The organism is Nonomuraea pusilla (assembly GCF_900109355.1).
Classification (GTDB): domain Bacteria; phylum Actinomycetota; class Actinomycetes; order Streptosporangiales; family Streptosporangiaceae; genus Nonomuraea; species Nonomuraea pusilla.
Window position 1 is genome coordinate 86,586 of the sequence record NZ_FOBF01000026.1, and the last position, 24,144, is coordinate 110,729.

Sequence of the window (24,144 nt, forward strand, 5' to 3'; positions counted from 1 at the left end):
CATCTTCGTCGCCCTGACGATCGCGATCTTCGCGATCTTCGGGCTGCTGGTGAGGGCGGTGGAACGGCTGTGAGCGCCGTCAACGCCGTCGGTCTGGTCGGCGCAGTCGTACTGGTGATCTTCATGGTCGCCGCTCTGCTGTTCCCGGAGCGCTTCTAGATGGCCGCGCTGTTCATCGCCTCGCTCGTCGCCGCGCTGGTGCTGGTGCACAAGCCGCTCGGCGACCACATGCACCGCGTCTACGCCGGCGCCAGGCACAGCGCCGTCGAGCGCGCGATCTACCGCCTGCTGGGCGTGCGCCCCGACGTGGAGCAGCGCTGGGGCGTCTACGCCCGCGGCCTGCTCGCCTTCTCCGCCGTCTCGATCCTCTTCCTGTACGGACTCCAGCGCCTGCAGGACAAGCTGTTCCTGTCGCTCGGCCTCGGCCCGGTGCCCGACCACATCGCCTGGAACACCGCCGTCAGCTTCGTGACCAACACGAACTGGCAGGCGTACTCCGGCGAGTCCACGATGGGCCATCTGGTGCAGATGTCGGGCCTGGCGGTGCAGAACTTCGTCTCGGCGGCCGTCGGCATGGCCGTCGCGATCGCCCTCGTACGCGGCTTCGCCCGCAGGGGGTCCGAGACCATCGGCAACTTCTGGGCCGACCTGGTACGCGGCACGATCCGCATCCTGCTGCCCATCGCCCTTGATTAGAAGGTTGTCTATGTAGCATGCTGGGCGTGCTGCTTAGATGTTCTTCTAAGCAAAGTGTGGGGCAGGTAACAGTGCGCCGTCCTTCGGGTGCGGGCATGGAGGATCGTGAGGAGAACCGTCATGAGTGGATGCTGCGGCCCGGTCACCACGAACACGACCGCCGTCGAGCCGGAGCCGGGCAGGCAGGCGTCCCGTCCAGGGGACCTGCCCGTCGTGGTGGTCGGGGCCGGTCCCGTCGGGCTGGCCGCCGCCGCCCACCTCGCCGAACGCGGCCTGGACTTCCTCGTCCTGGAGGCCGGGGACCGCGCCGGGGCGTCGATCGCGCGCTGGGGTCACGTCCGGGTGTTCAGCCCGTGGACGTACGACATCGACGCCGCCGCCCGCCGCCTGCTGGAGGCGTCCGGCTGGCAGGCGCCCGACCCCGAGTGGCTGCCCACCGGGGCCGAGCTGGTCGAGGAGTACCTCGCGCCCCTGGCCGCGCTGTTCGGCGAGAGGGTGCGGTTCGGGGCGAAGGTGAGCGCGATCAGCCGCCTCGGCCACGACCGGGTCCGCACCGCCGGACGCGAGCAGGCGCCCTTCGTCGTCAGGCTCGCCGGCGGCGGGGAACTGCACGCCCGCGCCGTCGTCGACGCCTCCGGCACGTACGACACCCCCAACGTCCTCGGCGCGAGCGGGCTGCCCGCGTACGGCGAGGCCGAGGCGGGCGACCTGATCGACCACGCCCTGCCGGACGTCCTCGGCGCCGACCGCGACCGCTACGAGGGCAGGCACGTCCTGGTGGTGGGCGCCGGGCACTCGGCCGCCACCACCCTGCTCGCCCTCGCCCAGCTCGACGACACGCCGGTCACCTGGGCGATCAGGGCCGCCGGCGCGACCCGCGCCTACGGCGGCGGCGACGCAGACGCCCTGCCCGCGCGCGGCGCGCTCGGCACCCGCCTGCACGCCCTCGTCACCGCCGGACGGATCCGCCTGGTGACCGGCTTCTTCACCCACGCGGTGGAACGCGACGGCGAGCGGGTACGGGTCGTCAGCCGCGACCCGTCCGGCGCGGAGCAGAGCGTGACCGCCGACCGGGTCGTGGCCGCGACCGGCTTCCGCCCCGACCACGCCATCGCCGCCGAGCTGCGGCTCGACCTCGACCCGATCCTCGGCTCCACCCGCGCGCTCGCCCCGCTCATCGACCCGAACCACCACTCCTGCGGCACGGTCCCGCCGCACGGCGCCGACGAGCTGGCCCATCCCGAGCCCGGCTACTACGCCATCGGCGTCAAGAGCTACGGCCGCGCCCCCACCTTCCTGCTGGCCACCGGCTACGAGCAGGCCCGCTCCGTCGTCGCCGCCCTGGCCGGGGACTGGGAGGCGGCCCGCGAGGTCCGCCTCGACCTGCCCGAGACCGGGGTGTGCTCCTCCGGCCTCGCCGAGGCGCAGGAGCAGCGCGTCGGCCTGGCCACCGGGATCAGCGGCGGCCTGCTGTCCACGCCTCTGCCGGTGGCCTCCACGACGGGCGGAGGCTGCTGCGGCTGACACGTCCACCTACGACGATCACAGGGAGGCCCGCATGGCGGACGCTCACGGGGCGCGGCTCGCCCGGCCGCTGGTCACCCGGGGTGCGGGCTCGTGAGCGCCGCCCGGCCCGGCCCGGTCTCCGCCCTCCCCGCAGAGGGCGGAGACCGGCGTCGTCGGCTACGAGGGCTTGGCCGTTTCACGCAGGAACGGCGGGTGGTGGCCGCCCTGGCCGTCACCCAGACCGTCGGGTTCGGCGTCCTGTACTACGTCTTCTCGGTCCTGCTCGACCCCATGGCCCGCGACCTGCGGGCCTCTGCCTCCCAGGTGGCGCTCGCGCTGACGCTGTCGGTGCTCGTGTCCGCCCTGTGCGCGCCGTTCGCGGGCCGCTGGCTGGACGCCCGCGGCGGCCGGCTGCTGATGACCGCGGGCTCGGTGCTGGGCACGCTCGCCCTGCTCGCGTGGTCCAGGGTCGAGAACGTCGTCCAGCTCTACGCCGTGTTCGCGGCGGTCGGCGTCGCCTCCGCCATGGTGCTGTACGAGGCGGCGTTCGCCGTCATCGTCGCCCGGTTCTCCGGGCGGGGCCGCGCGTCCGCGCTGCTCGCCGTGATGGTCGTGGCGGGGTTCGCGTCCTCGATCTTCCTGCCGCTCGCGGGCGTGCTCGTCCAGGCGCACGGCTGGCGGCAGGCCCTCGTGATCCTCGCGGCGCTGTACGGCGCGACGGCGATCCCGCTGCACGCCGTGGCCCTGCGCCGGTCCCGATCCGCCCCCGAGGCGGGCCTCGGAGGCAGCGACGACCCGGGTCAGGCGGATCAGGCGGGCCGGACGGACGGCGTGGCCGGCGTGGCCGGCGGCGGCCGGGCCACGCTGGTGCGCGCCGCGACCCGCCAGGCGGCGTTCTGGCTGCTGACCGTCGCCTTCACGCTCCACAACGCGGCCACCGCGACCTTCTCCGTGCTGCTGGTCACCTACCTCGTCCACCTCGGTCACCCGCCGCTGCTGGCGGCGACCGTGGCCGGGACGCTCGGGATCCTGTCCGTCACCGGCCGCCTGGTCATCACCGGCTTGCAGAGCCGCCTGCCCACGGCGCTCGCCGCCGCCGCCGTCTTCACCCTCCAGGCGCTGGCGGCGGTGCTGCTGCCGCTGACAGGGGCGGGCGTCGCGGGGGCGGTCACGGCGGTGCTGCTGTTCGGGCTCGGCTTCGGCGTCGGCGCCCTGACCAAGCCGCACCTCCTGGCCGAACGGTACGGCACCGTCGCCTTCGCCAGCCTGTCCGGCCGGATCGCGCTGCCCGCGACGCTGGCCAAGGCCGGGGCGCCCGCGGCGGCGCTGGCCGTCGCCCTCACGGCCGGGTACGGCTGGGTGATGGCCGCGGTCACGCTCGCCTGCCTGGTCGCCGCCGCGACACTGGTGGCCTACCACCGCGTATCATTTAGACGGCCATCGAACCATGGGGAGGCGCCGGCATGACCACGACGACGACCCCGCCGGTCGCCGAGGCGGCGGCCTGCTGCGCGCCGATCGCCCGGCAGCCGCTGGCCGAGCCCGACGCGGCCGAGCTGGCCGCCCTGCTCAAGGCCGTCGCCGACCCCGTACGGCTGCGGCTGCTGTCCATGATCGGCTCGCACGCCGGGGGTGAGGTGTGCGTGTGCGACCTCACCGCCGCCTTCGACCTGACCGCGCCCACCATCAGCCACCACCTGAAGGTGCTGCGCACCGCCGGGCTCATCGACGGCGAACGCCGCGGCACCTGGGTGTACTACCGCATCGTCCCTGAGCAGGTGGCCCGACTCGGAGCCCTGTTCACGCCGCTCGCCGGCCCTTCCACCGCCAGGACGTGAGGCTTACGCTGAGCTTCTCCCTGTCCACGTCCTGATCCCGTATCCGGGGGGTCGCGTGTCCGATGACGTCGCCGCATCCCAGCCGCTGCCCCTCGCCCGCGGCACTGCCGAGGAGGTGGCGGTCGAGGAACGGCGACGGCACCGGGCCTCCGCGTTGGCGCCGCTGATCGGGGCGGGGCTCGCCGCGGTCAAGGCGACCCTTTCCTGGGGCTGGGTGGGCGCCGCCGGAATCGCCGGCACCGCCCTGATCGCCCTGACGCTCGTCGTCGCCACCAGGAAGATCGCGGCCGTCCGGCTCCGTGCCGCGTCCGGCGCTCCTTCCGCGTTCGCCGTCGTCTTCGAACCGTTGGACCCCGCCGACTACCGGCGTTTCGGGGCCAGGCAGTGGCGGAGGCGGTCGTGCCGGGCGCTGCTGGTGATCGACGGCGGCCGGCTGGCCTTCCGGCCCGGTGAGCGTGGCCGCCGCGAGGGCTGGAGGGACTTCTCCGTGCCGCTCACCGGCGTTCGTTCCGTCGTCGTGCGTCCGTCCCGGGTCACGCGCCCGGTGACGATGGCGTTCGTCGAGTTGGAGGGCGGTGGCGTGCTCTGCTTCCGCGCTCTCGACCGCGGCTCGTCCCTGGTCGCGGCGCTGCGTGAGGCGGGAGCCGGTTGAGGCGCGGGGAGGCCGTCCACGGGGACGGCTGAATATCGTCGGCGGAGGCGGGGATGCCGGGGGTATGGGTGGAACCATGATCTTCCAGCGGGTGTCCCGCGTCGCCGTTCTCGCTCTCCTGGTCGTCCCGGTCGTCGCCGTCCTCGCCGCCCCGCCCGCGGCGGCCGAGCCGCGCGGCCGCTCGCAGGCCCAGGCCGCGGCGTCGGCCCGTCGCATGCTGGCGCAGCTCAAGGTCGCCAGGCCGTTATCCATCCGCGGCTACACCCGCGACCGGTTCCAGCCCCGTTGGGGGAGGTACAAGGGCAGGTGCGACGCGCGCGAGGCGGTGCTGGCCCGCGACGGGCGGCGGGTGCGCCGCAACGCCTCCTGCCACCCGGTGAAGGGAGTCTGGTACAGCCCGTACGACGGCAAGTGGCTGAAGAGTGAGAAGTACGTGGACGTGGACCACGTCGTGCCGCTCGCCTACGCCTGGCGGTCGGGGGCGAAGCGGTGGAGCAAGGCGAAGCGGCACGCCTTCGCCAACGACCTCACCCGTCCCGAGCTGGTCACGGTCAGCCATTCGGCGAACATCGCGAAGGGCGGCCAGGGCCCGCAGAGCTGGCGTCCGCAGCGCCGCGCCTACTGGTGCCGGTACGCCGTCTCGTGGATCACCGTGAAGCGCCACTACCGCCTGTTCGTGACGAGGAAGGAGAAGGTCGCCCTGCTCAACATGCTGCGTACCTGCTGAGAGGTTGACGATCCGGACTGTGGTCCGGTAGTTTTCGTGCCGTCCGAACAATCGGACCGTAGTCCACTTATGGAGGCGGCGCATGACCACGCACATCAGCCGGGACGAGCTCAAGGCCGCGATCGACGCCGGGACCGTGACCGTCGTCGACGCGCTCGGCGGCCAGTACTACGCGCAGCAGCACCTCCCCGGCGCCATCGCGCTGGTGGAGGGCGAGGTGGCCGGCAGGGCCGCCGAGCTCCTGCCGGACAGGGACGCCGCGATCGTCGCCTACTGCTCCAACCCCGCCTGCTCCAACAGCGAGGCGGTCGCCAGGCGGCTGGTCGCGCTCGGGTACACCAACGTCCGCACGTACCGGGAGGGCATCCAGGACTGGGTGGAGGCGGGACTCCCGGTGGAGACGTCCGTCAGCGCCTGACCAAGCGGAGCACCGGCCCCCGGCGGTCAGCCGCCGGGCCGGACGAGGCCGCTCTCGTACGCCAGGATGACGAGCTGCACCCGGTCGCGCACCCGCAGCTTGGCGATGGACCTCGTGATGTGGGTCTTGGCGGTGAACGGGCTGATCGTCAGACGTTCGGCGATCTCGTCGTTCGACAGCCCGAGGGCGACCAGCCGCACCACGTCCACCTCCCTGGAGGTGAGGACGGCCAGCCGCCGCCTGGCGACCGGGGCCGGCCCCTGCCGGTGGGCGAACTGCTCCACCACCCGCCGGGTCACCCCAGGGGACAGGAGCGCGTCGCCCGCGGCGACGGCGGCGACCGCGCGGCGCAGCTCGCTCGGTTCGACCTCCTTGGTGAGGAAGCCGCTGGCCCCGGCGCGCAGCGCGTCGAAGACGTGCTCGTCGGTGTCGAACGTGGTGAGGATGATCACCCGGCAGCCGGGGCCGTCGACGATGCGGCGGGTGGCGGTGATGCCGTCCATGCCGGGCATCCGGATGTCCATGAGGACGACGTCGGGCAGGGCGCCTCGCGCGAGCCGAACCGCCTCCTCGCCGGTGGCGGCCTCGCCGACGACGGTGATGTCCCGGGAGCGGGCCAGCAGGCTGCGGAAGCCGGCCCGTACCAGTGCCTGGTCGTCGGCGAGGAGCACCGTGATCGTCATGCGGCCGAGCCTGCCACAGGGATCTCCGCCCGTACCGAGAAGCCGCCGGGCGCGGACTCCAGGGCGAGCACGCCCCCGAGGGCGCTCACCCGCTCCCGCATGCCGGTCAGGCCGTGCCGCTCGACGATCTCGCCGCAGCCCCGGCCGTCGTCCGCGACCTCGACGGTGACGCGGCGCGGCCCGCAGCCGAGCGTCACCTTCACCTTGGCCGCCCCTGAGTGCTTCAACGCGTTGGTGAGCGCCTCCTGGACGACACGGTAGGCGGTGACGGCCGGCGCGCTGGGCACCGCGGACGGGTCGCCGAGCTCGACGAGGTCCACCTCCAGCCCGGCGGCGCGGGCGTCGGCGACGAGCGCGCCGAGGGAGGCGAGGCCGGGCTGCGGGGCGGTCGCGCCGGGGCTGTCGCGCAGGACGCCGACGAGGGAGGCGAGGTCCGTCATGGCGCGGTTCCTGACGTCCTTGGCCACGCGCAGCGCGGCGGCGGCCTCGGCGGGGTCGTCGTCGAGGGCGTCGGCGGCGACGTTGAGCTGGACGCCGACGACCGCGAGGGTGTGGGCGACGATGTCGTGCACCTCGCGGGCGGTCCTGAGCCGTTCCTCGGCGGCCTGGGCGCGGCTCTCGCTCTCGCGCAGGTGCCCGCGCCACCGCGCGACGGCGGCGCAGACGAGTCCCGCGCCGACGAGGAGCGCCAGCAGCAGCGTCTCGCCGGCGATGTGGATGACGTACCGGGGGACGTTCTTGTCCAGGACCCACCGGAAGTCGACGGCGGCGTAGGCGAGCTGGGCGACGCCGACGAGCGCCACCCACCGCACCCGGGGCGTGCAGGCGGCGCTGAAGTAGGCGACCGACGCGGGCCAGATCCAGCCGCCCTCGAAGTCGCTGGAGAGGCGATAAGCGAAGATCGCGGCGATGGACAGGAGCAGGACGGTCATCGGCCAGCGGCGCCTGACCAGGACGAGCGCGCCGAGGAACAGCGCGAGGAGGATCGCGCCGTCCCAGGGCGACCCGGGCACCTCGGCCGCCATGATCCCGGTGACGACGCCGACGACGGTGACGAGGGCGAGCGCCAGGTCGAGCAGGCCGGCGGAGTGACGCACGGGCGCGGGCACGCGCCGCGGAAACGTTACGGCCACGGGGGAGCCTTTCTCGGTCGTTCAGAGGGCACGGGCCCGCCATGGGGCCCGTGCCGTACGGGTGTCGCGGTCAGACGTGGGTGACCAGGAGGGTCACGCCCGCCTCGCCGCCGCAGTCCACGAGCACGGGGCCGACGCCGTTGCCGACCTCGGGGGCGAGGGTGGCCTTGGCCACGAACCGCTTCGGGTTGTCGTCGATGATGCGGACGTTCACGAGCACCGGCTTCCCTGTCATCCCGGAGAAGACGCCGCGCAGCTTCTCGCCTCCGCCGCAGTGCCCGGTGATCGTGACCTCCTCGCCTCGGCGGGACCCAGCCCGAGCATCCCGGCCGTCAGCCCGGCCGCCACGAGCGCGATCGTCGTCCTCTTCGCCATGTCCGATTCCCTTCCTACGGCTCGTCCGGATGGGGCGACGCTAGAGGGCGGCGGGTGCGGCGCGCGTCGTCCTCGGCTCGTCACTTCGGCGCACACCGGACGGATCACGGCCTACACCGGAAGGAGTACGGACGATTCGGTCGGGGACGTGACGCTTGGGCACCCTTTGATCACCGTTCGCCCGCCTGGCGCCCCTCCCGGCCTTTACTATCTCCCTTGCCCGTGCCGGTCGAGAGATTGACAGGAGGCGACGGATGGTCGCAGAGCCTCGGGCGCGGGTGGTGGCGCCGTGACGCCGCTCGCCGGCCGGTACCGCCTGCTGTCGCAGCTCGGCCAGGGCGGCATGGGCACGGTCTGGCGGGCGATGGACGAGCTCCTGCGGCAGGAGGTGGCCGTCAAGGAGGTCAGGTTCCCGCCCGGCCTGGACGAGGCGTCGCGCGCCGAGTTCGCCGAGCGCACGCTGCGCGAGGCGCGGGCGGCCGCCACGCTGCGCTCCCACCCGTCCATCGTCACCGTGCACGACGTGGTCCTCGACGGCGGCAGGCCCTGGATCGTCATGGAGCTGGTGCGGGGGCGGTCCCTCGACCGGGTCGTCCGCGACGACGGCCCGCTGCCGCCCGACCGGGTCGCCGCGATCGGCCTGCGCGTGCTCGACGCGCTCGGCGCCGCGCACGCGGCGGGGATCCTGCACCGCGACGTCAAACCGGCCAACGTCCTGCTGACGGACGACGGGCGCGTCCTGCTGACGGACTTCGGCATCGCGACCATCGCGGGCGACCCCAACCTGACCCGTACGGGCCTGCTGTCCGGCTCGCCCGGCTACATCGCGCCTGAGCGGCTGCGCGGCGAGGCCGACGGCCCTCTCGGGGACCTGTGGGCGCTGGGCGCCACGCTGTTCACGGCCGTCGAGGGCGGCCCGCCCTTCGCCCGCCAGAACGAGGCCGCCGTGCTGGCGGCGGTCCTCATGCAGGAGCCCGCGCCGTTCAGGCGGGCGGGCCCGCTCGCGCCCGTGCTGGCCGCCGTCCTGGAGAAGGACCCGGCCCGCCGCTGCTCGGCCGAGGAGGCGGCCGTCCGGCTGGAGGCGGTCGCGAAGGGCGACGCGGCGACCGAGCCGGGCTGGAGGCGGAGGCGCGGCACGCAGCGGGGTGGGCCGGGGCGGCGGAGGCAGATCGTGGCAGGCGCCGCGGTCGCGCTGGTGCTGGCCGTGGTCGCGGGCGTGGCGCTGGTGCCCTACTTCTTCCCGAACGCGGTGCGCCTGCTCGGGTACGTGCTGACACCGCGCAGCACCCACACGGCCGCGCCGGCGCCGACGACCCGCCCGCCGTCGCCCACGCCCAGGATCACGGGCCGCGTGGAGGCGTGCGACCTGCTGACGGGGCCCCAGGCGCGCTCGCTGTTCCACAGCTCCGTGCGGCGGCAGTTCATCATCGCCCAGAGCTGCCAGTGGCAGGGCGCCGACTACAGCACCCTCAACCTCTTCGTGACCGTCGGGATGAGCGGGGGCACCGCGGAGCAGTACTACGACCTGCTGGTCGAGCAGATGAAGGACGAGCCGAAGCGCCGCCCCGGCACCAAGCTCCGCACGGGGCCCGACGTCGGGGACGAGGCGTTCAGCCACACCGGTCCCGTGGGCTATCTGGGGCTGTACGAGACGAAGATCATCTATCGGCTGTCGAACGTCACGGTGTCGCTCACGGTACGGGCGAAGCGGCCCGGCTACACGATGGCCGACCGGGCGGCGAAGCTCGTCGAGACCGCCCTCGTCGCCCGCCGCACGACCGGCTGACCGGATCCGGTGAGCCTCGTGTGATCCTTGGCAGATGACCCGACCCGGCACACTCCTCCACGTCGTCGTCTGCGCCGCCGCGCCCGCCCCCGACGTCGGCCGTCTCGTCGTCCTGGCCCAGGAGGCGGGCTGGACCGTCCAGATCGTCGCCACCCCGTCCGCGCTCGACTTCATCGACGTGGCGGCGCTGGAGCGGCGGACGGGCCGCCCCGTCCGCAGCCGTTACCGCAGGCCGGACGAGCCGAAGCCGCCGAGGGCGGATGCCGTCGTCGTGGCTCCGGCGACGTACAACACGGTGAACAAGTTCGCGCGGGGCATCGCCGACACGTACGCGCTCGGCGTCCTCGCGGAGGCGCCGGGGCTCGGCATCCCCGTGGTGGTGCTGCCGTTCGTCAACACCGCGCTGGCCGGGCGCGCCCCCTTCGCGGAGGCGGTGGCCGGGCTGCGGGCGGAGGGCGTGCGGGTGCTGCTGGGGCCCGGCGAGTTCGAACCGCATCCGCCGAGCGCGGGGCCCGACCGGATCGAGGCCTTCCCCTGGCACCTCGCCCTGGCCGCCCTGCCGGGCCGGTAGGTGCATCATCCGCGGGAACTGGGAGGATTCTCCGCATGCCGACCTTCGCCGCGCCCGACGGGACCGTCCTCGCCTACCACGAGCTGGGGGAGGGCGACCCGGTGGTCTGCGTGCCCGGCGGCCCGATGCAGGACTCCGGCTACCTCGGCGATCTCGGCGGCCTGCCCGGCCGGCGACGCCTGATCATGCTGGACCCCCGCGGCACCGGGGCGTCGCAGGCTCCGGCCGACCCCGGCTCGTACCGGTGCGACCGGCTGGCAGGCGACCTGGAGGCGCTGCGCGAGCACCTCGGCCTCGACCGGCTGGACCTGCTCGCGCACTGCGCGGGCGCGAACCTCGCCACGCTGTACGCCGCCGCCCACCCGGGGCGCGTCGGCAGGCTCGCGCTGATCACGCCGAGCACCAGGGCCGTCGGCGTCGAGGCCACCGGTGAGGCCAGGCGCGCCGTCGCGCGGCTGCGCGAGGACGAGCCGTGGTTCGAGGCGGCCTTCGCCGCGCTCGGGTCCATCGTGGCCGGCCGGGCCGGCGACGCCGACTGGAAGGCGATCGACCCCTTCTTCTACGGCCGCTGGGACGAGGCCGCACAGGCCCACCTGGCGTCGCAGGCGGGCCGCAGGAACGACGAGGCGGCCGCCGTGTTCGCCGCCGAGGGGGCGTTCGACCCGGACGTCACCCGCGCGGCGCTCGCCGCGTTCGCCGCGCCGGTGCTGCTGCTCGCCGGCGAGGTGGACCTGAACACGCCGCCGGAGGTCGTGGCCGCGTTCGCGGCGCTGTTCCCGGACGCCGAGTTCGTGGTGCAGCCGGGGGCCGGCCACTTCCCGTGGCTCGACGACGCCGGCCTGTTCACCGCGACCGTCGCGGCCTTCCTCGGCTGACGGTCCCCTTCTCGCCGGCGGCTTCGTCAGCCGCCGGAGCCGTACGGGCGGGTGATGATCTCCAGGTTGTGGCCGTTGGGGTCGGACCAGTAGAGGCCGCGCCCGCCGTCGTTGGTGTTGATGCGGCCCTCCTGCTGGTGGCCCGGGTCGGCCCAGAAGGTCAGGCCGCGCTCCTTGATCCTGGCCCAGATCTGGTCGAACTCCTCCTCCGACACCAGGAAGGCGTAGTGCTGCGGCCGCACGGCGTCGGTGGCCCGCATGACGTCCAGGGAGACGCCGTTGGCGAGCTCCACCACGCGGAACGGGCCGAAGACGGGGGCGGTCGGCAGCCCGAGGAGGTCGGTCAGGAAGCTCGCGGTCTCCTCACGGTCACGGGCGTGGACGATGGTGTGGTTGAGCTGCACCGGCATGGTCGTTCTCCCCTCACGCGCCGGGTGGTGCGGCGACGGGGGACAGGTGGATCCCGGCCGGCCGCCAGACGCCATTGTCCTGCACGGCGACGTGAGTGACGCGGAAGCTTCCGTCGCTGTGTCGTGCCTGGCAGGCGGCCTGCTGGGTGTGGACGCCGACGGACACGGCGGCGTGCCGTGGTCGCCCCCCGGGCTGAACCGAGGGCTTCCGCCGCGCCGCAGGAGATGGCACGCTCGTCCCATGGGGACGGCGCAGAGGGCTTTCCGGCGGTTACGCACGCAGATCCGCATCGGCAACTCCTACGGCGTCGATGAATGGCCCGCCTGGCTGATCTGGCTGGGTTTCTTCCTCGGGCTGCTCATCGCCGTCACGCGGGTGGCCGGCCTGCCGGACGGGCCGAGGGGCTGGATCACCGCCGACATGGCGCCCGCGGCGCAGTGGGTGGAGCACTTGTGCCATCTCTTCGCGGGCTGCTTCATGGCGATGATCAACGGCGAGGCGCTGCTGCACAGGGCCCGGCGCAAGCGGGGATCCGTCGAGCGTTCGGAGCATGGCGCGCTCTGAGAGCCTGGGCCGGACTCCGGGTGGGAAGCGCGGAAAGCCGGCCGTCCGCGCGCCGGCCGCGGATCGCGGCCGGCGGGGAGGGCCGGCGTGGCCGGAGTGACGCGTCCCCGTCAGGCGGTGCGGTCGGACGCGCCCGACTTGATGGCCTCGACGAAGTCGGCGAGCTTCTCCTCGGGCAGGTTCTGCGCGAGGTCCGCCTCGCTGATCATGCCGACCAGCTGGTGGTTCTCGATCACCGGGAGCCGCTTGATCTTGTGCTGGGTCATCTGGCGCAGCACGTCGTCGACGTCGGCGTTGGCGTCGGTGTAGTAGGGCTTGCCCTGCGCGAGCTCGGAGGCGCGGCATGAGCGCGGGTCCTTGCCCTCGGCCAGGCACTTGATGACGATGTCGCGGTCCGTGATGATGCCATGCAGCTTCTGGTCGTTGCCGCAGATGGGCAACGCCCCGACCCCGAGGTCGCGCATCATCCGGGCGGCGTCGATGAGGGTCTGGTCCTCGCCGATGCACTCGGCACGCGGATGCATGATGTCTCGTGCCGTGGTCATGAGGGTTCTCCTCTCGTCCGTCCTTGCTGTGGCCCCTACCCTCCCGTCCGGGACGAATCCTCTTGTCGCCCGCCGCGGGAGCGGGCGACCGCCGGGACGGGGCGGGCGCGCGGGCGCTCTACCGCGGCCGCGCGGCCGGCGGCTCGTCGGGCGGGCGCCGGTCCGTCTCGTCCGTCGTGTACGGGCCCGCCGTGGGCTCGTCCGCCACGCGGTCGGCCCGGCCGCCGCCGTAACGGCGCTGGACGGCGTCGGCCCCCTTGCCGATCTGCTCGTCGTACTTGTGTCCGGTGCGTTCCTTGGCGAACCGCTCCGCGCGGTCCACCAGCTCGTCGGCCTGCTTGGAGTGACCTCTGGCCAGGTTCTCGGCCTTCTTCAACCACTCTCCGATTCGGCCCATGACCGCTCCTTGTCCCTCGTGGTTACGGTCGTCCCCTACCCCGGGGCGGCCGGAGGAACGTGGGGCTCACCCTCGGACGGCGCACAGAAGGCGGTTGTGCCCGCGCTGCCACAGGGTTCCCACCTCCTTGAACCCGGCCTCGCGCAGCGCGTGGACGTGCTGCGACAGCAGGCGCGACTCGGAGCCGTGGTGCGCGGCCCCGGCGGTGCTGCGTTCGGCGTCGAGGGCGGCGAAGTCGGGGTCGGCGGTGATGGCGTCCCACCAGGCCCGCCAGTCCTCGGGCGGGTTGGCGCCGAAGGCCCGCTCGGTCTGCCTGGCGTGCACGGCCAGCTCCAGGCGGGCCAGTTCGGGGGTGGCGTCGCCGGTCTCCATGTGGTCGCCGTTGAGGAGGACGCCGCCGGGCCGCAGCACCCGCGCCACCTCGACGAAGACCCGCTCCAGGTCCTCGGGGGAGATCCAGTGGAGCGCCGTGGTGCTGACGGCGGCGTCGGCGGGACGGTCGAGGCCGAGCGCCTCGGTCCAGCCGGGGGTGCGCAGGTCGGCGGGGACGAAGGTCACGTGGGGGTAGGCGGCCCGGCCCAGCCCGATCAGGAGGGGGTCGGCGTCGACGGCGACGACGGTGGCCTTGGGCAGGCGTTCGAGCAGGCGGGCGGCGAGCGAGCCCGGCCCGCAGCCGAGGTCGATGACGAGGGGGTCGGGGCGGCCGAGCGCCTCCACGGCGTCGATCAGGGCGGTGAAGCGTTCCTCCCGGTCGGGCAGGTAGCCCTCCTGCTGGCGGTCCCAGCGCGCGATCCACCGGAGTGCGGCATCGTGGGTGAGCACAGACGTCTCCTTGTGACTGTCATATAAGCTTTCGGCAGTCACAACCTAGAACACGAAGGCGTAACTGGTCAATTGGATTACAACAGTCACACCGATGCCGTGGTCCGCGTCGCGGTGGCCCTCGTGAACGAGCTGACCCCCGGGGAGCGCCGGGGACGCCCGTACGCGCCGCCCCCCGACCTCGCCGGCGTGACCACCGGCGGCATGCGGGCCGTGTACCCGAGCCAGCGCGACGTCACGGAGGCCGAGGCCCGCGAGCTGGCCGGCGTGGCCGAGCGCCTGCGCGAGGTGTTCACCGCCGCGGCCGACGGCGACATCGACACCGCCGCCGTACGGGTCAACGCGCTGCTGGAGGAGACGCGGGCCAGGCCCATGCTCGAACGCCACGACGGCGAGCCCTGGCACCTGCACTTCCACGGCCCCGGCGGCACCATGGCCGGCGACTGGGCGGCGAGCTGCGCCACCGGCCTGGCCGTCGTGCTCGGCAGCGAGTTCCACGACCGGCTCGGCGTGTGCACCGCGCCGCACTGCGACCGCGTCTACGTGGACGTCTCCCGCAACGGCACCCGCAGGTTCTGCTCGACGGCCTGCCAGAACCGGGTCAAGACGGCGGCGTTCCGCGCCCGCGGCAGGGCCGAGTGAGCGTCAGGAGAGCACCCTGACGGGACTGCCGTCGAGGAACGCCTCGATGTCCTCGACGGCCTCGCGGTAGTACGTACCGTAGTTGCCCCAGGTGACGTACCCGAGGTGGGGCGTGGCCAGGACGTTCGGGAGGGTGCGCAGCTCGTGGCCGTGCGGCAGCGGCTCGGTCTCGAAGACGTCGAGCCCGGCGCCCGCGATGCGGCCCGCCTTGAGCGCGGCGACCAGCGCGGCCTGGTCGACGATCGCGGCGCGCGAGGTGTTGACGAGGTAGGCGGAGGGCCGCATGAGCGACAGCTCGCGCTCGCCGATGATGCCGCGGGTGCTGTCGCTCAGCACGACGTGGACGGAGAGCACGTCCGAGTCGGTCATGAGGGTGTCGAGGCCGGGGGCCAGGCGGACGCCCAGCTCGTCGGCGCGCTCCTGGGTGAGGTTGCGGCTCCAGGCGAGGACGTTCATCCCGAACGCCTGACCGATCCTGGCCATCTGCGACCCGATCTTGCCCAGGCCCAGCAGTCCGAGGGTGGCGCCGTGCAGGTCGGCGCCGACGGTGCTCTGCCACGGGCCGCCCTCGCGCAGCGCGTGCGCCTCGGGGACGAGGTGGCGGGTCAGGCCGAGGATGAGCGCCCAGGTGAGCTCGGTGGGGGCCGTGGAGCCGCTGCCGGTGCCGCAGACCGTGACGCCCTGGGCGCGGGCGGCGTCGAGGTCGATCGAGGCGTTGCGCATGCCGGAGGTGACGAGCAGGCGCAGGTTCGGCAGCCGGGAGAACAGCTCGGCGGTGAACGGCGTGCGCTCGCGCATGATGACGACGATCTCGTGGTCGTGGATCGCGGTGACGAGGTCGTCCTGGGTGGCGAAGTGCTCGCGGAAGCTGGTGACCTCCACCCGCGACCAGTCGGCCAGGCCGAGGGCGACGCCCTGGTAGTCGTCGAGTACGGCGCAACGCGGCATGGGCGCGATCCTACGCGGCGGCCGGCGGGGCGGGCCCGGTCGCCCCCCTGCTCCAGCTCCCCGGGTGCGGCCGGGGAGCTGGAGCCCGTTCATCGGGCGGCGGCGAGTCGTTCCGCCTCCGCGTGCAGCGCGAGGATCAGGACGAGCTCACGGTGGAGCTCCTCCAGATCGGGCGCTACATCTCCATCTATAGCGCGCATATCGGGCCTCCGTGGAGAAAAGACGCCCCACGGGTCACGCTGGTTTACGTCTCCGTCCGGAATCTCTCCCAGGCGGACTGCCGGGTCATGCCGAGCGAGGCGCCGATGCGTTCCCAGCTGACGTCCCGTGTGCGCAGATGGCGTACCCATTCGCGCAGATTGTCGTCGACCTGGGCCTGCACCGTGGCGATCTTCGGCAGGTGTTCGAGAATCTGCTCCTCGGTCATGGACTCCCATGCGGGGAGGCGGGGGCGGGTGGAGTCGCTCAGGCGCTCCTGTTCGAGGATTGCCTCGCACAATTGCACGCATTCATCGCAAATGTGGACGCCCGGACCGGCGATGAGTTTCCCCACCTCGGTGCTTTTCTTGTGGCAGAAGGAACAGTGGAACGCGTCCATCCAGTCAGGCATGGCCTGACGGTAGCGCGTCAGGAGACCCCTGACAAGCCCTCGTCGCGATCTGGTGTCACCCGCGTCCGCAGGATCGCCAGCCGCTCCGCGTCGATCTTCTGGCAGATGGTCGCGTAGGCGTCCAGCACCTGGTGGTACGCCTTCACCGCGGCCTCCAGCTGGACGCGCAGCGCCGCCGCCCGCTCGGTGTCGCCGCGCTCCTCCGCCTCGGTGAGCAGCCTCCTGGCCTCGTCCACGATCTCCTCCGCGCGCAGCCTGGTGCGGCGGAGCAGGACGGAGCACTCGTGCAACTCGCCGAGTCGTGCCGAGGCGACGATGAATTCCGCGCTGCGCACGACCGACCCGCGCGCCGCCCATCTGCGGAGATCCGATGCCATTCCCGCTCCCTCCCCGGTCAAGGTTGCCTAACTGTAGACGCGCCACCCTTCCCGATGGATCACTCCGTAGTAGCGGACTGCTCCGCGTGGGGAGGTTTCTCAACCCCCGGCGGAAAAGCGTTTCTCCCGGCCCCGGCGGGGTGCGTGAATTGCGGTTTTACGGGCCCTGCCTGCGCTTATCTGCGGAATGCCGTGAATCTTCGGTGATGGCAAAAGCGGGGGAAGGAAGATATCCGATCAGCTCCCGGGGCCACCGCCACTCGTCACATACTGAAGCCGGACGGCAGCACGACGTGATGCTGAGGTGAGGATGTCAGGGACAGAACCGGTCAAGGACGCGGTCGAGGACGCGGTCGACGTCAGCGTCGTCATCCCCGTCCACAACTGCCGCCCGTACCTCGACCGGTGCCTCACCTCCGCCCTGGTGCAGCGGGTCCGCAAGGAGATCGTCGTCGTCGACGACGGCTCCACCGACGGCAGCGGCGACCTGCTCGACCTGTACGCGGCCTACCACAGGGACGTCGTCAAGGTCGTGCACATCGAGGCGTCCGGAGGCGCGGGCCGGCCGCGCAACGTCGGCCTCGACCACGCCGGCGGCCGCTACGTCTTCTTCTGCGACGCCGACGACCACCTCGGCCCCGAGGCGCTGGAGCGCATGGTGGCCATGGCCGACAGGAACGGCTCCGACATCGTGCTCGGCAAGATCGTCGGACACGGCAGGCGCGCGCCGATGTCGATGTTCCAGCGCAACGCCGAGCGGGTGACCCTGGCCGACAGCGCCGTCTACAACAGCCTGAGCTGCTTCAAGCTGTTCCGCAGGGACATGCTCGAACGCCACCGCGTCAGGTTCGCCGAGGGCCTGCTCGTGGGCGAGGACATCCACTTCACCGTCCACGCCTACTGCCACGCGGGAGTCATCTCGGTCGTGGCCGACCACGACTGCTACCACCTCGTCTCCCGGCCCGACGGCACCAGCATCATGCAGCGTCCCGACAGCAGAGACCCGCTCGCCTGGCTGGAGATGATCAGGGGGCCGATGCGGCTCATGGCCGAGCACGTCGGGCCTGGCCCGCTGCGCGACCACCTGCTGCGCAGGCACTTCAGGCTCGACGCGTTCGCCTGGCTCGGCCAGCCGTTCCTGGAGTCCGACGACGTGCGGCGCAAGGAGATCGCCCAGGAGGTGGCCGCCCTGTGCGACGAGTGGCTCACCCCGGGTGTGCGCGAGCGGCTGGGCAGCACCGACAGGCAGCGGGTCGCGTCGCTGCACGACGTCGAGCGCCTGGTGCGCCTGGCCAGGATCGAGAACGCCACGGTGCGCCGCAGGCTCACGGGCCTGCGCTGGGACGGCGCCGGGCTGGTCGTCACCGGCACCGCCGGGCTGCGCGGCATCGCCGGCGACGACGGCGTCTCGGTGGTGCTGCGCGCCCGCCACGACCCCGCCGGCGAGCTCGTCGTGCCCGCCGAGCGAGAAGGACGGCGCTTCACCGCCCGCGTGGACGTCGCCGCGCTGGGCTCGGGCGTGTGGGACCTCCGGGTCGCGGTCGAGGTCGAGGGCGTCGTCAGGTACGGCAGGCTGGGCGCCGAGCGCGACGGCGCGGTCACGCGCCCGGCGCCCAGGCTGCTCGCCGCCCCCGGCGGCTGCCGGGTGGCGCTGCCCTACTTCACCAGGGACAACGGCAACCTGAGCATCGACGTCGGCGGGCACGTCGTGCCGGTGCCCGGCCGCGTGCGGGTGGTGAGAACCCGCTGGGGCCTCGGCCGGCGGCTGCACGTCGACGGGGAGATCAGCGTGGCCGGCACCACGCCGCCGGCCTCGGCGATCAGGCGTGTCGTGTGGCGTGAGCGCCACACCGGGCGGGAGCGCGCCGACCCGGTGCTGGCGCTGCCCGAGGGCGGCTTCGCGGCCAGGCCGGCCGTCGGCCGCTTCCCGCCCGGCACCTGGGACGCCTATCTGGAGCTCGACCTGGGAGGCCCGCCCGCGCGCTTCCGCGTCGAGACCGACGCGGGCACGGTCGTGGCGCCGCCCCGCTGGCGGGGGCTGCTGAAGAAGGCCAGGCCGTACGCCACGTCGGGCCGGGGGCGGCTGAGCGCGGCGGTGCGGCGGCTGACGCCGGAGGCGGTCATCAGGAAGATCACGCTGTGACCCTTCAGGTCGCTCTTCAGTAATTGCCACCTATGTGCAGGTGCAAGGGCATGTCCTAAGGTAGGAAGGTCTGTTCGTCCTCCTGGAGGCAGTGCCGTGCACGTTCCCGATGGCTTCTTCAACGCGGCGACCTCGGTCTCCGCCGGCGCGGTGGCGGCCGCCGGGGTCGCCGTCTGCCTGCGTGGCGCCCGCCGCGAGCTCGACGACCGCACCGCCCCGATGGCCGGGCTCGTCGCCGCGTTCATCTTCGCCGTCCAGATGCTGAACTTCCCCGTCGCCGCGGGCACGAGCGGCCACCTGCTGGGCGGCGCGCTGGCCGCGATACTCGTCGGGCCGTACACGGGCGTCCTGTGCATGGCGGTGGTCCTGCTCGTGCAGGCGGTGTTCTTCGCCGACGGCGGGCTGACCGCGCTCGGCGTGAACGTCACCATCATGGGCATCGTGACCGTCCTGGCCGGGTGGGGCGTCTTCCGCCTGGTGACCCGGCTCGCCAGGGGCAAGGCCGGGGTGACCGCGGGGGCGTTCCTCGCGGCGCTCGTCTCCGTGCCGGTCTCGGCGCTGGTGTTCTCGCTGCTGTTCTGGATCGGCGGCACCGCCCCCGTCGACCCGATGGCCGTGGCGGCGGCCATGGGCGGCGTCCATGTGCTCATCGGCATCGGCGAGGGCCTGATCACCGCGGTCACCGTCGCCACCGTGCTGGCCGTGCGGCCCGACCTGGTGTACGGCGCCCGCGGGCTGTCCAGGCGGCTGGTCCTGCGCGACGCCGACGGCGAGACCACGGTGGGCGGCACCCCGGGTGGCGCCGACGAGCCGGCCGCCCCCCGGGGCGCGCTGCGGCCGTTCCTGCTCGGCGGCGTCGGGCTGACGCTGGTGCTCGCCGGCGTCGTGTCGTTCTTCGCCTCCTCCGACCCCGACGGGCTGGAGGCGGTGGCCGAGAACAAGGGCTTCCTCGGGCAGGCGTCCGACCACCTGTTCGGCTCGTGGGCGCTGGCCGACTACGGTGAGGTCGGCGGCGTCCCGGTCGGCGTGGCCGGGGTCGTCGGCGTCGGGCTCGTGCTGCTCGTCGCCGGCGGCCTGGCGTACGCCGCGAGGAACCGGGCCGGATCCAGGGCGAGGGCCTGAACGTGGGCGCGGGACACCGTCACGAGCTGTACCTGCCGGGCGACTCCCCGGTGCACCGGCTGCCGCCGCAGTGCAAGCTGCTGGCCGTGCTGGCGTTCGCGATCGTCGTGGTCGCGACGCCCCGCGAGGCCTTCTGGGCGTTCGGCCTGTACGCCGTGCTGCTCGCGGCCGTGGCGGCGGTCGCCAGGGTGCCGGCGGGGCACGTGGTGCGGCGGATGGCGATCGAGGTGCCGTTCGTGCTGTTCGCCTTCCTCATCCCGGTCATCGGCATGGGGGAGCGGGTGAGCGTGCTGGGGCTCTCGCTGAGCGCGCCGGGGCTGTGGGCGGCCTGGAACATCCTCGCCAAGGCCACGCTCGGCGTGGTGGCCTCGATCCTGCTGGCGGCCACCACCGAGCCGCGCGTCGTCCTCCTGGGGGCGCAGCGGCTGCGCCTGCCGAGCCTGCTGGTGCAGATCGCCATGTTCATGCTCAGGTACCTGGACGTGATCGTGGGGGAGATGCGACGGATGCGGGTGGCGCGGGAGTCGCGGGGGTTCGCGGCGCGCGACGTCCGGCAGATCCCGGTGATCGCCCGCTCGGCGGGAGCGCTGTTCATCCGCTCGTACGAGCGGGGCGAGCGGGTGCACCTGGCCATGCTGAGCCGCGGCTACACCGGAAGCATGCCGATAATTGATGAAATGTCGGCATCGGTGGTGCAGTGGGCGTCCGCGCTCGCCCTGCCCGCCGCCGCCCTCGCAGTGTTGGGATGCGCCCTGTGACCGTCACCCCCGTGAGCCCCGCGAGCTCCGAGACCGTGAACTCCCTGGAGGTCAGCCGCCTCGCCTACGCCTACCCCGACGGCACCCAGGCCCTGTTCGGCGTGGACCTCGCCATCGGGCGCGGCGAGCGGGTGGCGCTGCTCGGCCCGAACGGCGCCGGCAAGACCACGCTCGTCATGCACCTCAACGGCATCCTCACGCCGGGGCACGGCAGCGTCACCGTCGGGGGCGTCCCGGTGCGCAAGGACACGCTGAAGGACATCAGGCAGCGCGTCGGCCTCGTCTTCCAGGACCCCGACGACCAGCTCTTCATGCCGACCGTACGCGACGACGTGGCCTTCGGCCCGGCCAACGCGGGCCTGCGCGGCGCGGAGCTGGACCGCGTGGTCACGGGCGCGCTGGCCCGCGTCGGCATGCTGGACTTCGCCGGCAGGCCGCCGCACCACCTGTCGTTCGGGCAGCGGCGCAGGGTCGCCGTGGCCACCGTGCTGGCCATGGAGCCGGAGATCCTCGTGCTGGACGAGCCGTCGTCCAACCTCGACCCGGCCGCGCGCAGGGAGCTGGCCGAGATTCTGCGCTCGCTCGACGTGACCGTCCTCATGGTCACCCACGACCTGCCGTACGCGCTGGAGCTCTGCGAGCGGTCGCTCATCCTGTCCGGCGGCGTGATCGCGGCCGACGGCCCCACCCGGGAGCTCCTGGCCGACGAGGAGCTGCTCGCCGAGCACCGCCTGGAGCTCCCGTTCGGCTTCGCGATCCCCTCGTTGTGACCGTCTCGTCCTCTTCTGTAGGACTGATCGTAGTTTGTGAGTGCCCGCCACCCGGGGATGTCGAAGTACAGTGGCTCATCGAGGAGGGGCCGAATGAAGCTGCGGCTTGCGCGACACGCCCTGGGCGATGCCGTGGTGGTGGCCGTTGAGGGCGAGCTCGACCTGTTCACCGCACCGTTCCTCCGCGACGAGGTACGCGACGCGATCAAGCAGGACAGCCCCAGGCTCGTGCTCGACCTGCAGCAACTGTCGTTCATGGACTCCAGCGGGCTGTCGGTGCTCATCGAGGCCTGGCGGCTCGCCACGGGCGAGGGCGGCGGGGTCTGCCTGGCGGCGCCGCAGCCGCCGGTCGCGCGCATCCTGCGCACCACCGGGCTCGACCGGCGCATCAAGGTGTACGCCGACGTCGACAGCGCCGTGGGGGGAATTTAACCCGCCCCCGAGTAGAACTTCATTCGGTTGGCGGGTTAGGGTCCGGGATATGGACGTGAACGGATCTGCAGCAATCATCTCCGGCGGTGCCAGCGGCCTCGGTGAGGCCACCGCCCGCGAACTCGCCCGCGCCGGCGCCACCGTGGTCGTCGCCGACCTCAACGAGGAGCGCGGCAAGTCCGTCGCCGACGAGATCGGCGGCGTGTTCGTCAGGACCGACGTGTCCGACGACGACCAGGTGCAGGCCGCCGTCGACGCCGCCGTGGCGACCGGCAGGCCGCTGCGCGTGGTCGTCAACAGCGCCGGCATCGGCTGGGCCGAGCGCACCGTCAACCGCGACGGGCAGCCGCACAACCCGGCCAGCTACCGCAAGGTCATCGAGGTCAACCTCGTGGGCACGTTCAACCTCATGCGCATCGGCGCGGCCGCCATCGCCAAGACCGACCCGGTGGACGAGGACGGCCAGCGCGGCGTCGTCGTCAACACCGCGTCCGTGGCGGCGCTGGAGGGCCAGACCGGCCAGCTCGCCTACTCCGCCTCCAAGGGCGGCATCGTCGGCATGACCGTGCCGGCGGCCCGCGACCTGGCGGCCATCGGCGTGCGCGTGAACACGATCTGCCCCGGCATCATCGACACCCCGATCTACGGCTTCAACCCGAACGCCGAGGAGTTCAAGGCCAAGCTGGTGGCCCCGGTGGTGTTCCCCAAGCGCATGGGGCGCGCGAGCGAGTTCGCGCACCTGGTGCGCGCGCTGGTCGAGAACGACTACATGAACGCCGAGGTCGTCCGCTTCGACGGCGGCATCCGCTTCCAGCCCAAGTGAGGTCCCGTGTCTGACGAAGTGCTCGTCGAGGAGTCCGGCAACGTCGCGATCATCACGATCAACCGTCCCAAGGCGCGCAACGCCATCAACGGCGCCGTCGCCAGGGGCATCGCGGAGGCGATGGACGCGCTGGACGCCCGCGCCGAGGTCTCGGCCTACGTCCTGACTGGGGCGGGCGGCACCTTCAGCGCGGGCATGGACCTCAAGGGGTTCCTGTCCGGCGACTTCCCGGTGGTCGAGGGGCGCGGCTTCGGCGGGCTGACCGAGGCGCCGCCGAGGAAGCCGCTCGTCGCCGCCGTCGAGGGCTACGCGCTCGCGGGCGGCTTCGAGCTGGCCCTGTCGTGCGACGTGATCGTGGCGTCGTCCGAGGCCGTCTTCGGGCTGCCCGAGCCCCGGCGCGGGCTCGTGGCGGGCGCGGGCGGCATCATGCGCCTGCCGCGCAGGATCCCGTACCACGTGGCCATGGAGATCGCGCTGACCGGCGACCACTACCCGGCCTCGCGCCTGTACGAGCTGGGCCTGGTCAACCGGATCACCGAGCCGGGCACGGCCCTGGACGGCGCGCTGGAGCTCGCCAGGAAGATCGCCGCCAACGCCCCGCTGGCGCTCGCCGCGACCAAGAAGATCATCATCGAGTCGCAGGACTGGCCGCTGGAGGAGATGTTCGCCAGGCAGGGCGAGATCATCAACCCGGTGTTCGGCTCCAAGGACGCGATGGAGGGCGCGGCGGCCTTCGCCGAGAAGCGCGCCCCGCGGTGGAAGGGCGAGTAGCCCGCGCGCTCCCCGCCCCGTCGCCCTCCCGCCCACCCGGGCGGGAGGGCGTCTTTCGGCGCGCCCATGGGCGCTTCTGCGTACGGTAAAGAGAGAACGACCACCGGGAGAGCGCATGAGCGACCATTCGGGTTCCAGGTTCGACTCGGCCAGGCGTGGCGCCGGGAGCTTCCTGTCCAACGCGCTGAGCGCGATCGTGATCATGGTCGGCGTCCTCGCCGTCATGTGGGGCGTGGAGGTCGTCGACTACCTCGACGACGGAGCGCTCGACCGCGAGTTCGGCATCGTCGGCCTGAACCCCGACGGCCTGGTCGGCATCCTGTTCGCGCCGTTCCTGCACGTCGGCTTCGGCCACCTCATGGCCAACTCGCTGCCGCTGCTGGTGCTCGGCTTCCTCGCGGCGGTGCGCGGCGTGCGCAAGTTCCTGTGGGCCAGCCTGATCATCATCCTGATCGGCGGACTCGGCACCTGGCTGACGAGCCCCGGCGTCATCACCGTGGGCGCGAGCGGCCTCGTGTTCGGCTACTTCGGGTTCGTCCTGGCGCGCGGCCTGTTCGACAGGCGCCTCGTCGACATCCTCATCGGCATCGGCGTCGCCGTCGCCTACTACTCGATCCTGTGGGGCCTCCTGCCGACCCAGCAGGGCATCTCCTGGCAGGGACACCTGTTCGGCCTCATCGGCGGCGTGGTGGCCGCCTGGGCGCTGCGCCGCAGGCCCTCCGCGACCCCCTACGCCTGACCCGCCGACT

The 24,144-nt window shown here is 72.8% G+C and carries 31 protein-coding genes; 21 read left to right on the forward strand and 10 right to left on the reverse strand.

From position 1 onward, the window contains the following. Window positions 1-69: 69 nt before the first annotated feature. The 8 genes from BMX74_RS37350 to BMX74_RS37385 all read left to right on the forward strand — a co-directional run bounded on the left by BMX74_RS37350 (window position 70) and on the right by BMX74_RS37385 (window position 5,837). The gene (locus BMX74_RS37350; protein WP_055505022.1) at window positions 70-159 is read left to right on the forward strand and encodes a potassium-transporting ATPase subunit F; all 90 of its coding nucleotides are present in this window, start codon (window positions 70-72) and stop codon (window positions 157-159) included. After that, complete coding sequence (locus BMX74_RS37355; protein ID WP_063792165.1) at window positions 160-696, forward strand: potassium-transporting ATPase subunit KdpA; 537 nt, start codon at window positions 160-162, stop codon at window positions 694-696. Window positions 697-816: 120 nt separating this feature from the next. Then, window positions 817-2,220, forward strand: coding sequence for an FAD-dependent oxidoreductase (locus BMX74_RS37360; RefSeq protein ID WP_091105214.1), 1,404 nt, complete (start codon window positions 817-819; stop codon window positions 2,218-2,220). Between the two features lie 195 nt (window positions 2,221-2,415). Then, on the forward strand, window positions 2,416-3,669 hold the full coding sequence (locus tag BMX74_RS37365; RefSeq protein WP_091105215.1) for an MFS transporter: 1,254 nt from the start codon (window positions 2,416-2,418) through the stop codon (window positions 3,667-3,669). After that, entirely contained in the window at window positions 3,666-4,040 is a 375-nt protein-coding gene (locus tag BMX74_RS37370; protein WP_055505024.1) for an ArsR/SmtB family transcription factor, read from the forward strand. Before BMX74_RS37365 ends, BMX74_RS37370 begins: the two co-directional genes overlap by 4 nt. A 55-nt stretch (window positions 4,041-4,095) precedes the next feature. After that, the gene (locus BMX74_RS37375) at window positions 4,096-4,692 is read left to right on the forward strand and encodes a hypothetical protein (RefSeq protein WP_091105217.1); all 597 of its coding nucleotides are present in this window, start codon (window positions 4,096-4,098) and stop codon (window positions 4,690-4,692) included. A 64-nt stretch (window positions 4,693-4,756) separates the two neighbouring features. Continuing rightward, window positions 4,757-5,419, forward strand: coding sequence for an HNH endonuclease family protein (locus tag BMX74_RS37380; RefSeq protein WP_236714861.1), 663 nt, complete (start codon window positions 4,757-4,759; stop codon window positions 5,417-5,419). Between the two features lie 82 nt (window positions 5,420-5,501). Then, complete coding sequence (locus BMX74_RS37385) at window positions 5,502-5,837, forward strand: rhodanese-like domain-containing protein (RefSeq protein WP_055505027.1); 336 nt, start codon at window positions 5,502-5,504, stop codon at window positions 5,835-5,837. A 26-nt stretch (window positions 5,838-5,863) separates the two neighbouring features. Here the strand turns inward: BMX74_RS37385 and BMX74_RS37390 are convergent, their stop codons facing one another. The 3 genes from BMX74_RS37390 to BMX74_RS44565 all read right to left on the reverse strand — a co-directional run bounded on the left by BMX74_RS37390 (window position 5,864) and on the right by BMX74_RS44565 (window position 7,888). Beyond that, window positions 5,864-6,520, reverse strand: coding sequence for a response regulator transcription factor (locus BMX74_RS37390; protein ID WP_055505028.1), 657 nt, complete (start codon window positions 6,518-6,520; stop codon window positions 5,864-5,866). Then, window positions 6,517-7,653, reverse strand: coding sequence for a sensor histidine kinase (locus BMX74_RS37395; RefSeq protein ID WP_143078914.1), 1,137 nt, complete (start codon window positions 7,651-7,653; stop codon window positions 6,517-6,519). The genes BMX74_RS37390 and BMX74_RS37395 overlap by 4 nt, the downstream gene beginning before the upstream one ends. A 70-nt stretch (window positions 7,654-7,723) precedes the next feature. Then, window positions 7,724-7,888, reverse strand: a complete 165-nt coding sequence (locus BMX74_RS44565; protein WP_176573433.1) for a hypothetical protein — start codon at window positions 7,886-7,888, stop codon at window positions 7,724-7,726. A 429-nt stretch (window positions 7,889-8,317) separates the two neighbouring features. Here BMX74_RS44565 and BMX74_RS37400 point away from each other — a divergent pair, with 429 nt between their 5' ends. From BMX74_RS37400 to BMX74_RS37410, 3 genes are read left to right on the forward strand one after another with little or no spacing between them, the layout of a single operon-like run. Continuing rightward, complete coding sequence (locus BMX74_RS37400; protein ID WP_256257519.1) at window positions 8,318-9,814, forward strand: serine/threonine-protein kinase; 1,497 nt, start codon at window positions 8,318-8,320, stop codon at window positions 9,812-9,814. Between the two features lie 34 nt (window positions 9,815-9,848). Then, window positions 9,849-10,385 (forward strand): flavoprotein, encoded by a 537-nt coding sequence (locus BMX74_RS37405; protein WP_055505031.1) that lies wholly within the window; start codon window positions 9,849-9,851, stop codon window positions 10,383-10,385. 35 nt (window positions 10,386-10,420) lie between these two features. Then, entirely contained in the window at window positions 10,421-11,260 is an 840-nt protein-coding gene (locus tag BMX74_RS37410) for an alpha/beta fold hydrolase (protein WP_055505032.1), read from the forward strand. Window positions 11,261-11,286: 26 nt separating this feature from the next. Here the strand turns inward: BMX74_RS37410 and BMX74_RS37415 are convergent, their stop codons facing one another. After that, window positions 11,287-11,670, reverse strand: coding sequence for a VOC family protein (locus BMX74_RS37415; protein WP_055505033.1), 384 nt, complete (start codon window positions 11,668-11,670; stop codon window positions 11,287-11,289). 241 nt (window positions 11,671-11,911) lie between these two features. On the opposite strand from BMX74_RS37415, the gene BMX74_RS37420 reads away from it, so the two are divergent. Further along, entirely contained in the window at window positions 11,912-12,235 is a 324-nt protein-coding gene (locus BMX74_RS37420) for a hypothetical protein (RefSeq protein WP_091105220.1), read from the forward strand. A gap of 110 nt (window positions 12,236-12,345) precedes the next feature. Here BMX74_RS37420 and BMX74_RS37425 read toward each other — a convergent pair whose 3' ends face one another. The 3 genes from BMX74_RS37425 to BMX74_RS37435 all read right to left on the reverse strand — a co-directional run bounded on the left by BMX74_RS37425 (window position 12,346) and on the right by BMX74_RS37435 (window position 13,999). Then, on the reverse strand, window positions 12,346-12,780 hold the full coding sequence (locus tag BMX74_RS37425; protein WP_091105222.1) for a CBS domain-containing protein: 435 nt from the start codon (window positions 12,778-12,780) through the stop codon (window positions 12,346-12,348). 118 nt (window positions 12,781-12,898) lie between these two features. Further along, entirely contained in the window at window positions 12,899-13,177 is a 279-nt protein-coding gene (locus tag BMX74_RS37430; RefSeq protein WP_091105223.1) for an antitoxin, read from the reverse strand. A gap of 66 nt (window positions 13,178-13,243) precedes the next feature. After that, window positions 13,244-13,999, reverse strand: a complete 756-nt coding sequence (locus tag BMX74_RS37435; RefSeq protein ID WP_091105225.1) for a class I SAM-dependent methyltransferase — start codon at window positions 13,997-13,999, stop codon at window positions 13,244-13,246. Window positions 14,000-14,098: 99 nt separating this feature from the next. On the opposite strand from BMX74_RS37435, the gene BMX74_RS37440 reads away from it, so the two are divergent. Beyond that, window positions 14,099-14,641, forward strand: coding sequence for a CGNR zinc finger domain-containing protein (locus BMX74_RS37440; RefSeq protein ID WP_256257520.1), 543 nt, complete (start codon window positions 14,099-14,101; stop codon window positions 14,639-14,641). A 3-nt stretch (window positions 14,642-14,644) separates the two neighbouring features. Here BMX74_RS37440 and BMX74_RS37445 read toward each other — a convergent pair whose 3' ends face one another. From BMX74_RS37445 to BMX74_RS37455, 3 genes are all read right to left on the reverse strand, one after another. Next, on the reverse strand, window positions 14,645-15,589 hold the full coding sequence (locus tag BMX74_RS37445; protein ID WP_055505038.1) for a D-2-hydroxyacid dehydrogenase family protein: 945 nt from the start codon (window positions 15,587-15,589) through the stop codon (window positions 14,645-14,647). A 244-nt stretch (window positions 15,590-15,833) separates the two neighbouring features. Next, window positions 15,834-16,199 carry a ClpX C4-type zinc finger protein gene (locus tag BMX74_RS46405; RefSeq protein ID WP_055505039.1) on the reverse strand — a complete coding sequence of 122 codons (366 nt, stop codon included), beginning with the start codon at window positions 16,197-16,199 and terminating at the stop codon, window positions 15,834-15,836. Window positions 16,200-16,216: 17 nt separating this feature from the next. After that, entirely contained in the window at window positions 16,217-16,576 is a 360-nt protein-coding gene (locus BMX74_RS37455; RefSeq protein ID WP_055505040.1) for a hypothetical protein, read from the reverse strand. 310 nt (window positions 16,577-16,886) lie between these two features. On the opposite strand from BMX74_RS37455, the gene BMX74_RS37460 reads away from it, so the two are divergent. From BMX74_RS37460 to BMX74_RS37495, 8 genes are all read left to right on the forward strand, one after another. Beyond that, window positions 16,887-18,719, forward strand: coding sequence for a glycosyltransferase family 2 protein (locus tag BMX74_RS37460; RefSeq protein ID WP_091105226.1), 1,833 nt, complete (start codon window positions 16,887-16,889; stop codon window positions 18,717-18,719). 96 nt (window positions 18,720-18,815) lie between these two features. After that, the gene (locus BMX74_RS37465) at window positions 18,816-19,841 is read left to right on the forward strand and encodes an energy-coupling factor ABC transporter permease (protein WP_055505042.1); all 1,026 of its coding nucleotides are present in this window, start codon (window positions 18,816-18,818) and stop codon (window positions 19,839-19,841) included. 2 nt (window positions 19,842-19,843) lie between these two features. Then, window positions 19,844-20,599, forward strand: a complete 756-nt coding sequence (cbiQ, locus tag BMX74_RS37470; protein ID WP_055505043.1) for a cobalt ECF transporter T component CbiQ — start codon at window positions 19,844-19,846, stop codon at window positions 20,597-20,599. A gap of 11 nt (window positions 20,600-20,610) precedes the next feature. Beyond that, window positions 20,611-21,369: an energy-coupling factor ABC transporter ATP-binding protein gene (locus tag BMX74_RS37475; protein ID WP_236714862.1), complete on the forward strand. Its 759-nt coding sequence runs from the start codon at window positions 20,611-20,613 to the stop codon at window positions 21,367-21,369. Between the two features lie 93 nt (window positions 21,370-21,462). Then, window positions 21,463-21,801 carry an STAS domain-containing protein gene (locus BMX74_RS37480; protein WP_055505045.1) on the forward strand — a complete coding sequence of 113 codons (339 nt, stop codon included), beginning with the start codon at window positions 21,463-21,465 and terminating at the stop codon, window positions 21,799-21,801. Between the two features lie 49 nt (window positions 21,802-21,850). Continuing rightward, window positions 21,851-22,624 carry an SDR family NAD(P)-dependent oxidoreductase gene (locus BMX74_RS37485; protein ID WP_055505046.1) on the forward strand — a complete coding sequence of 258 codons (774 nt, stop codon included), beginning with the start codon at window positions 21,851-21,853 and terminating at the stop codon, window positions 22,622-22,624. Between the two features lie 6 nt (window positions 22,625-22,630). Then, on the forward strand, window positions 22,631-23,395 hold the full coding sequence (locus BMX74_RS37490; protein ID WP_055505047.1) for a crotonase/enoyl-CoA hydratase family protein: 765 nt from the start codon (window positions 22,631-22,633) through the stop codon (window positions 23,393-23,395). Between the two features lie 115 nt (window positions 23,396-23,510). After that, entirely contained in the window at window positions 23,511-24,134 is a 624-nt protein-coding gene (locus BMX74_RS37495) for a rhomboid family intramembrane serine protease (protein ID WP_055505048.1), read from the forward strand. The last annotated feature ends 10 nt before the right edge of the window (window positions 24,135-24,144 follow it).

What these genes read in the sequence shown, in the direction of transcription:
- BMX74_RS37355 (WP_063792165.1), top strand. Translation starts at nt 160, where the DNA reads ATGGCCGCGCTGTTCATCGCCTCGCTCGTCGCCGCGCTGGTGCTGGTG.
- BMX74_RS37360 (WP_091105214.1), top strand. Translation starts at nt 817, where the DNA reads ATGAGTGGATGCTGCGGCCCGGTCACCACGAACACGACCGCCGTCGAG.
- BMX74_RS37370 (WP_055505024.1), top strand. Translation starts at nt 3,666, where the DNA reads ATGACCACGACGACGACCCCGCCGGTCGCCGAGGCGGCGGCCTGCTGC.
- BMX74_RS37380 (WP_236714861.1), top strand. Translation starts at nt 4,757, where the DNA reads ATGGGTGGAACCATGATCTTCCAGCGGGTGTCCCGCGTCGCCGTTCTC.
- BMX74_RS37385 (WP_055505027.1), top strand. Translation starts at nt 5,502, where the DNA reads ATGACCACGCACATCAGCCGGGACGAGCTCAAGGCCGCGATCGACGCC.
- BMX74_RS37390 (WP_055505028.1), bottom strand. Translation starts at nt 6,520, where the DNA reads ATGACGATCACGGTGCTCCTCGCCGACGACCAGGCACTGGTACGGGCC.
- BMX74_RS44565 (WP_176573433.1), bottom strand. Translation starts at nt 7,888, where the DNA reads ATGACAGGGAAGCCGGTGCTCGTGAACGTCCGCATCATCGACGACAAC.
- BMX74_RS37405 (WP_055505031.1), top strand. Translation starts at nt 9,849, where the DNA reads ATGACCCGACCCGGCACACTCCTCCACGTCGTCGTCTGCGCCGCCGCG.
- BMX74_RS37410 (WP_055505032.1), top strand. Translation starts at nt 10,421, where the DNA reads ATGCCGACCTTCGCCGCGCCCGACGGGACCGTCCTCGCCTACCACGAG.
- BMX74_RS37415 (WP_055505033.1), bottom strand. Translation starts at nt 11,670, where the DNA reads ATGCCGGTGCAGCTCAACCACACCATCGTCCACGCCCGTGACCGTGAG.
- BMX74_RS37420 (WP_091105220.1), top strand. Translation starts at nt 11,912, where the DNA reads ATGGGGACGGCGCAGAGGGCTTTCCGGCGGTTACGCACGCAGATCCGC.
- BMX74_RS37425 (WP_091105222.1), bottom strand. Translation starts at nt 12,780, where the DNA reads ATGACCACGGCACGAGACATCATGCATCCGCGTGCCGAGTGCATCGGC.
- BMX74_RS37430 (WP_091105223.1), bottom strand. Translation starts at nt 13,177, where the DNA reads ATGGGCCGAATCGGAGAGTGGTTGAAGAAGGCCGAGAACCTGGCCAGA.
- BMX74_RS37445 (WP_055505038.1), bottom strand. Translation starts at nt 15,589, where the DNA reads ATGCCGCGTTGCGCCGTACTCGACGACTACCAGGGCGTCGCCCTCGGC.
- BMX74_RS46405 (WP_055505039.1), bottom strand. Translation starts at nt 16,199, where the DNA reads ATGCCTGACTGGATGGACGCGTTCCACTGTTCCTTCTGCCACAAGAAA.
- BMX74_RS37455 (WP_055505040.1), bottom strand. Translation starts at nt 16,576, where the DNA reads ATGGCATCGGATCTCCGCAGATGGGCGGCGCGCGGGTCGGTCGTGCGC.
- BMX74_RS37460 (WP_091105226.1), top strand. Translation starts at nt 16,887, where the DNA reads ATGTCAGGGACAGAACCGGTCAAGGACGCGGTCGAGGACGCGGTCGAC.
- BMX74_RS37480 (WP_055505045.1), top strand. Translation starts at nt 21,463, where the DNA reads ATGAAGCTGCGGCTTGCGCGACACGCCCTGGGCGATGCCGTGGTGGTG.
- BMX74_RS37485 (WP_055505046.1), top strand. Translation starts at nt 21,851, where the DNA reads ATGGACGTGAACGGATCTGCAGCAATCATCTCCGGCGGTGCCAGCGGC.
- BMX74_RS37495 (WP_055505048.1), top strand. Translation starts at nt 23,511, where the DNA reads ATGAGCGACCATTCGGGTTCCAGGTTCGACTCGGCCAGGCGTGGCGCC.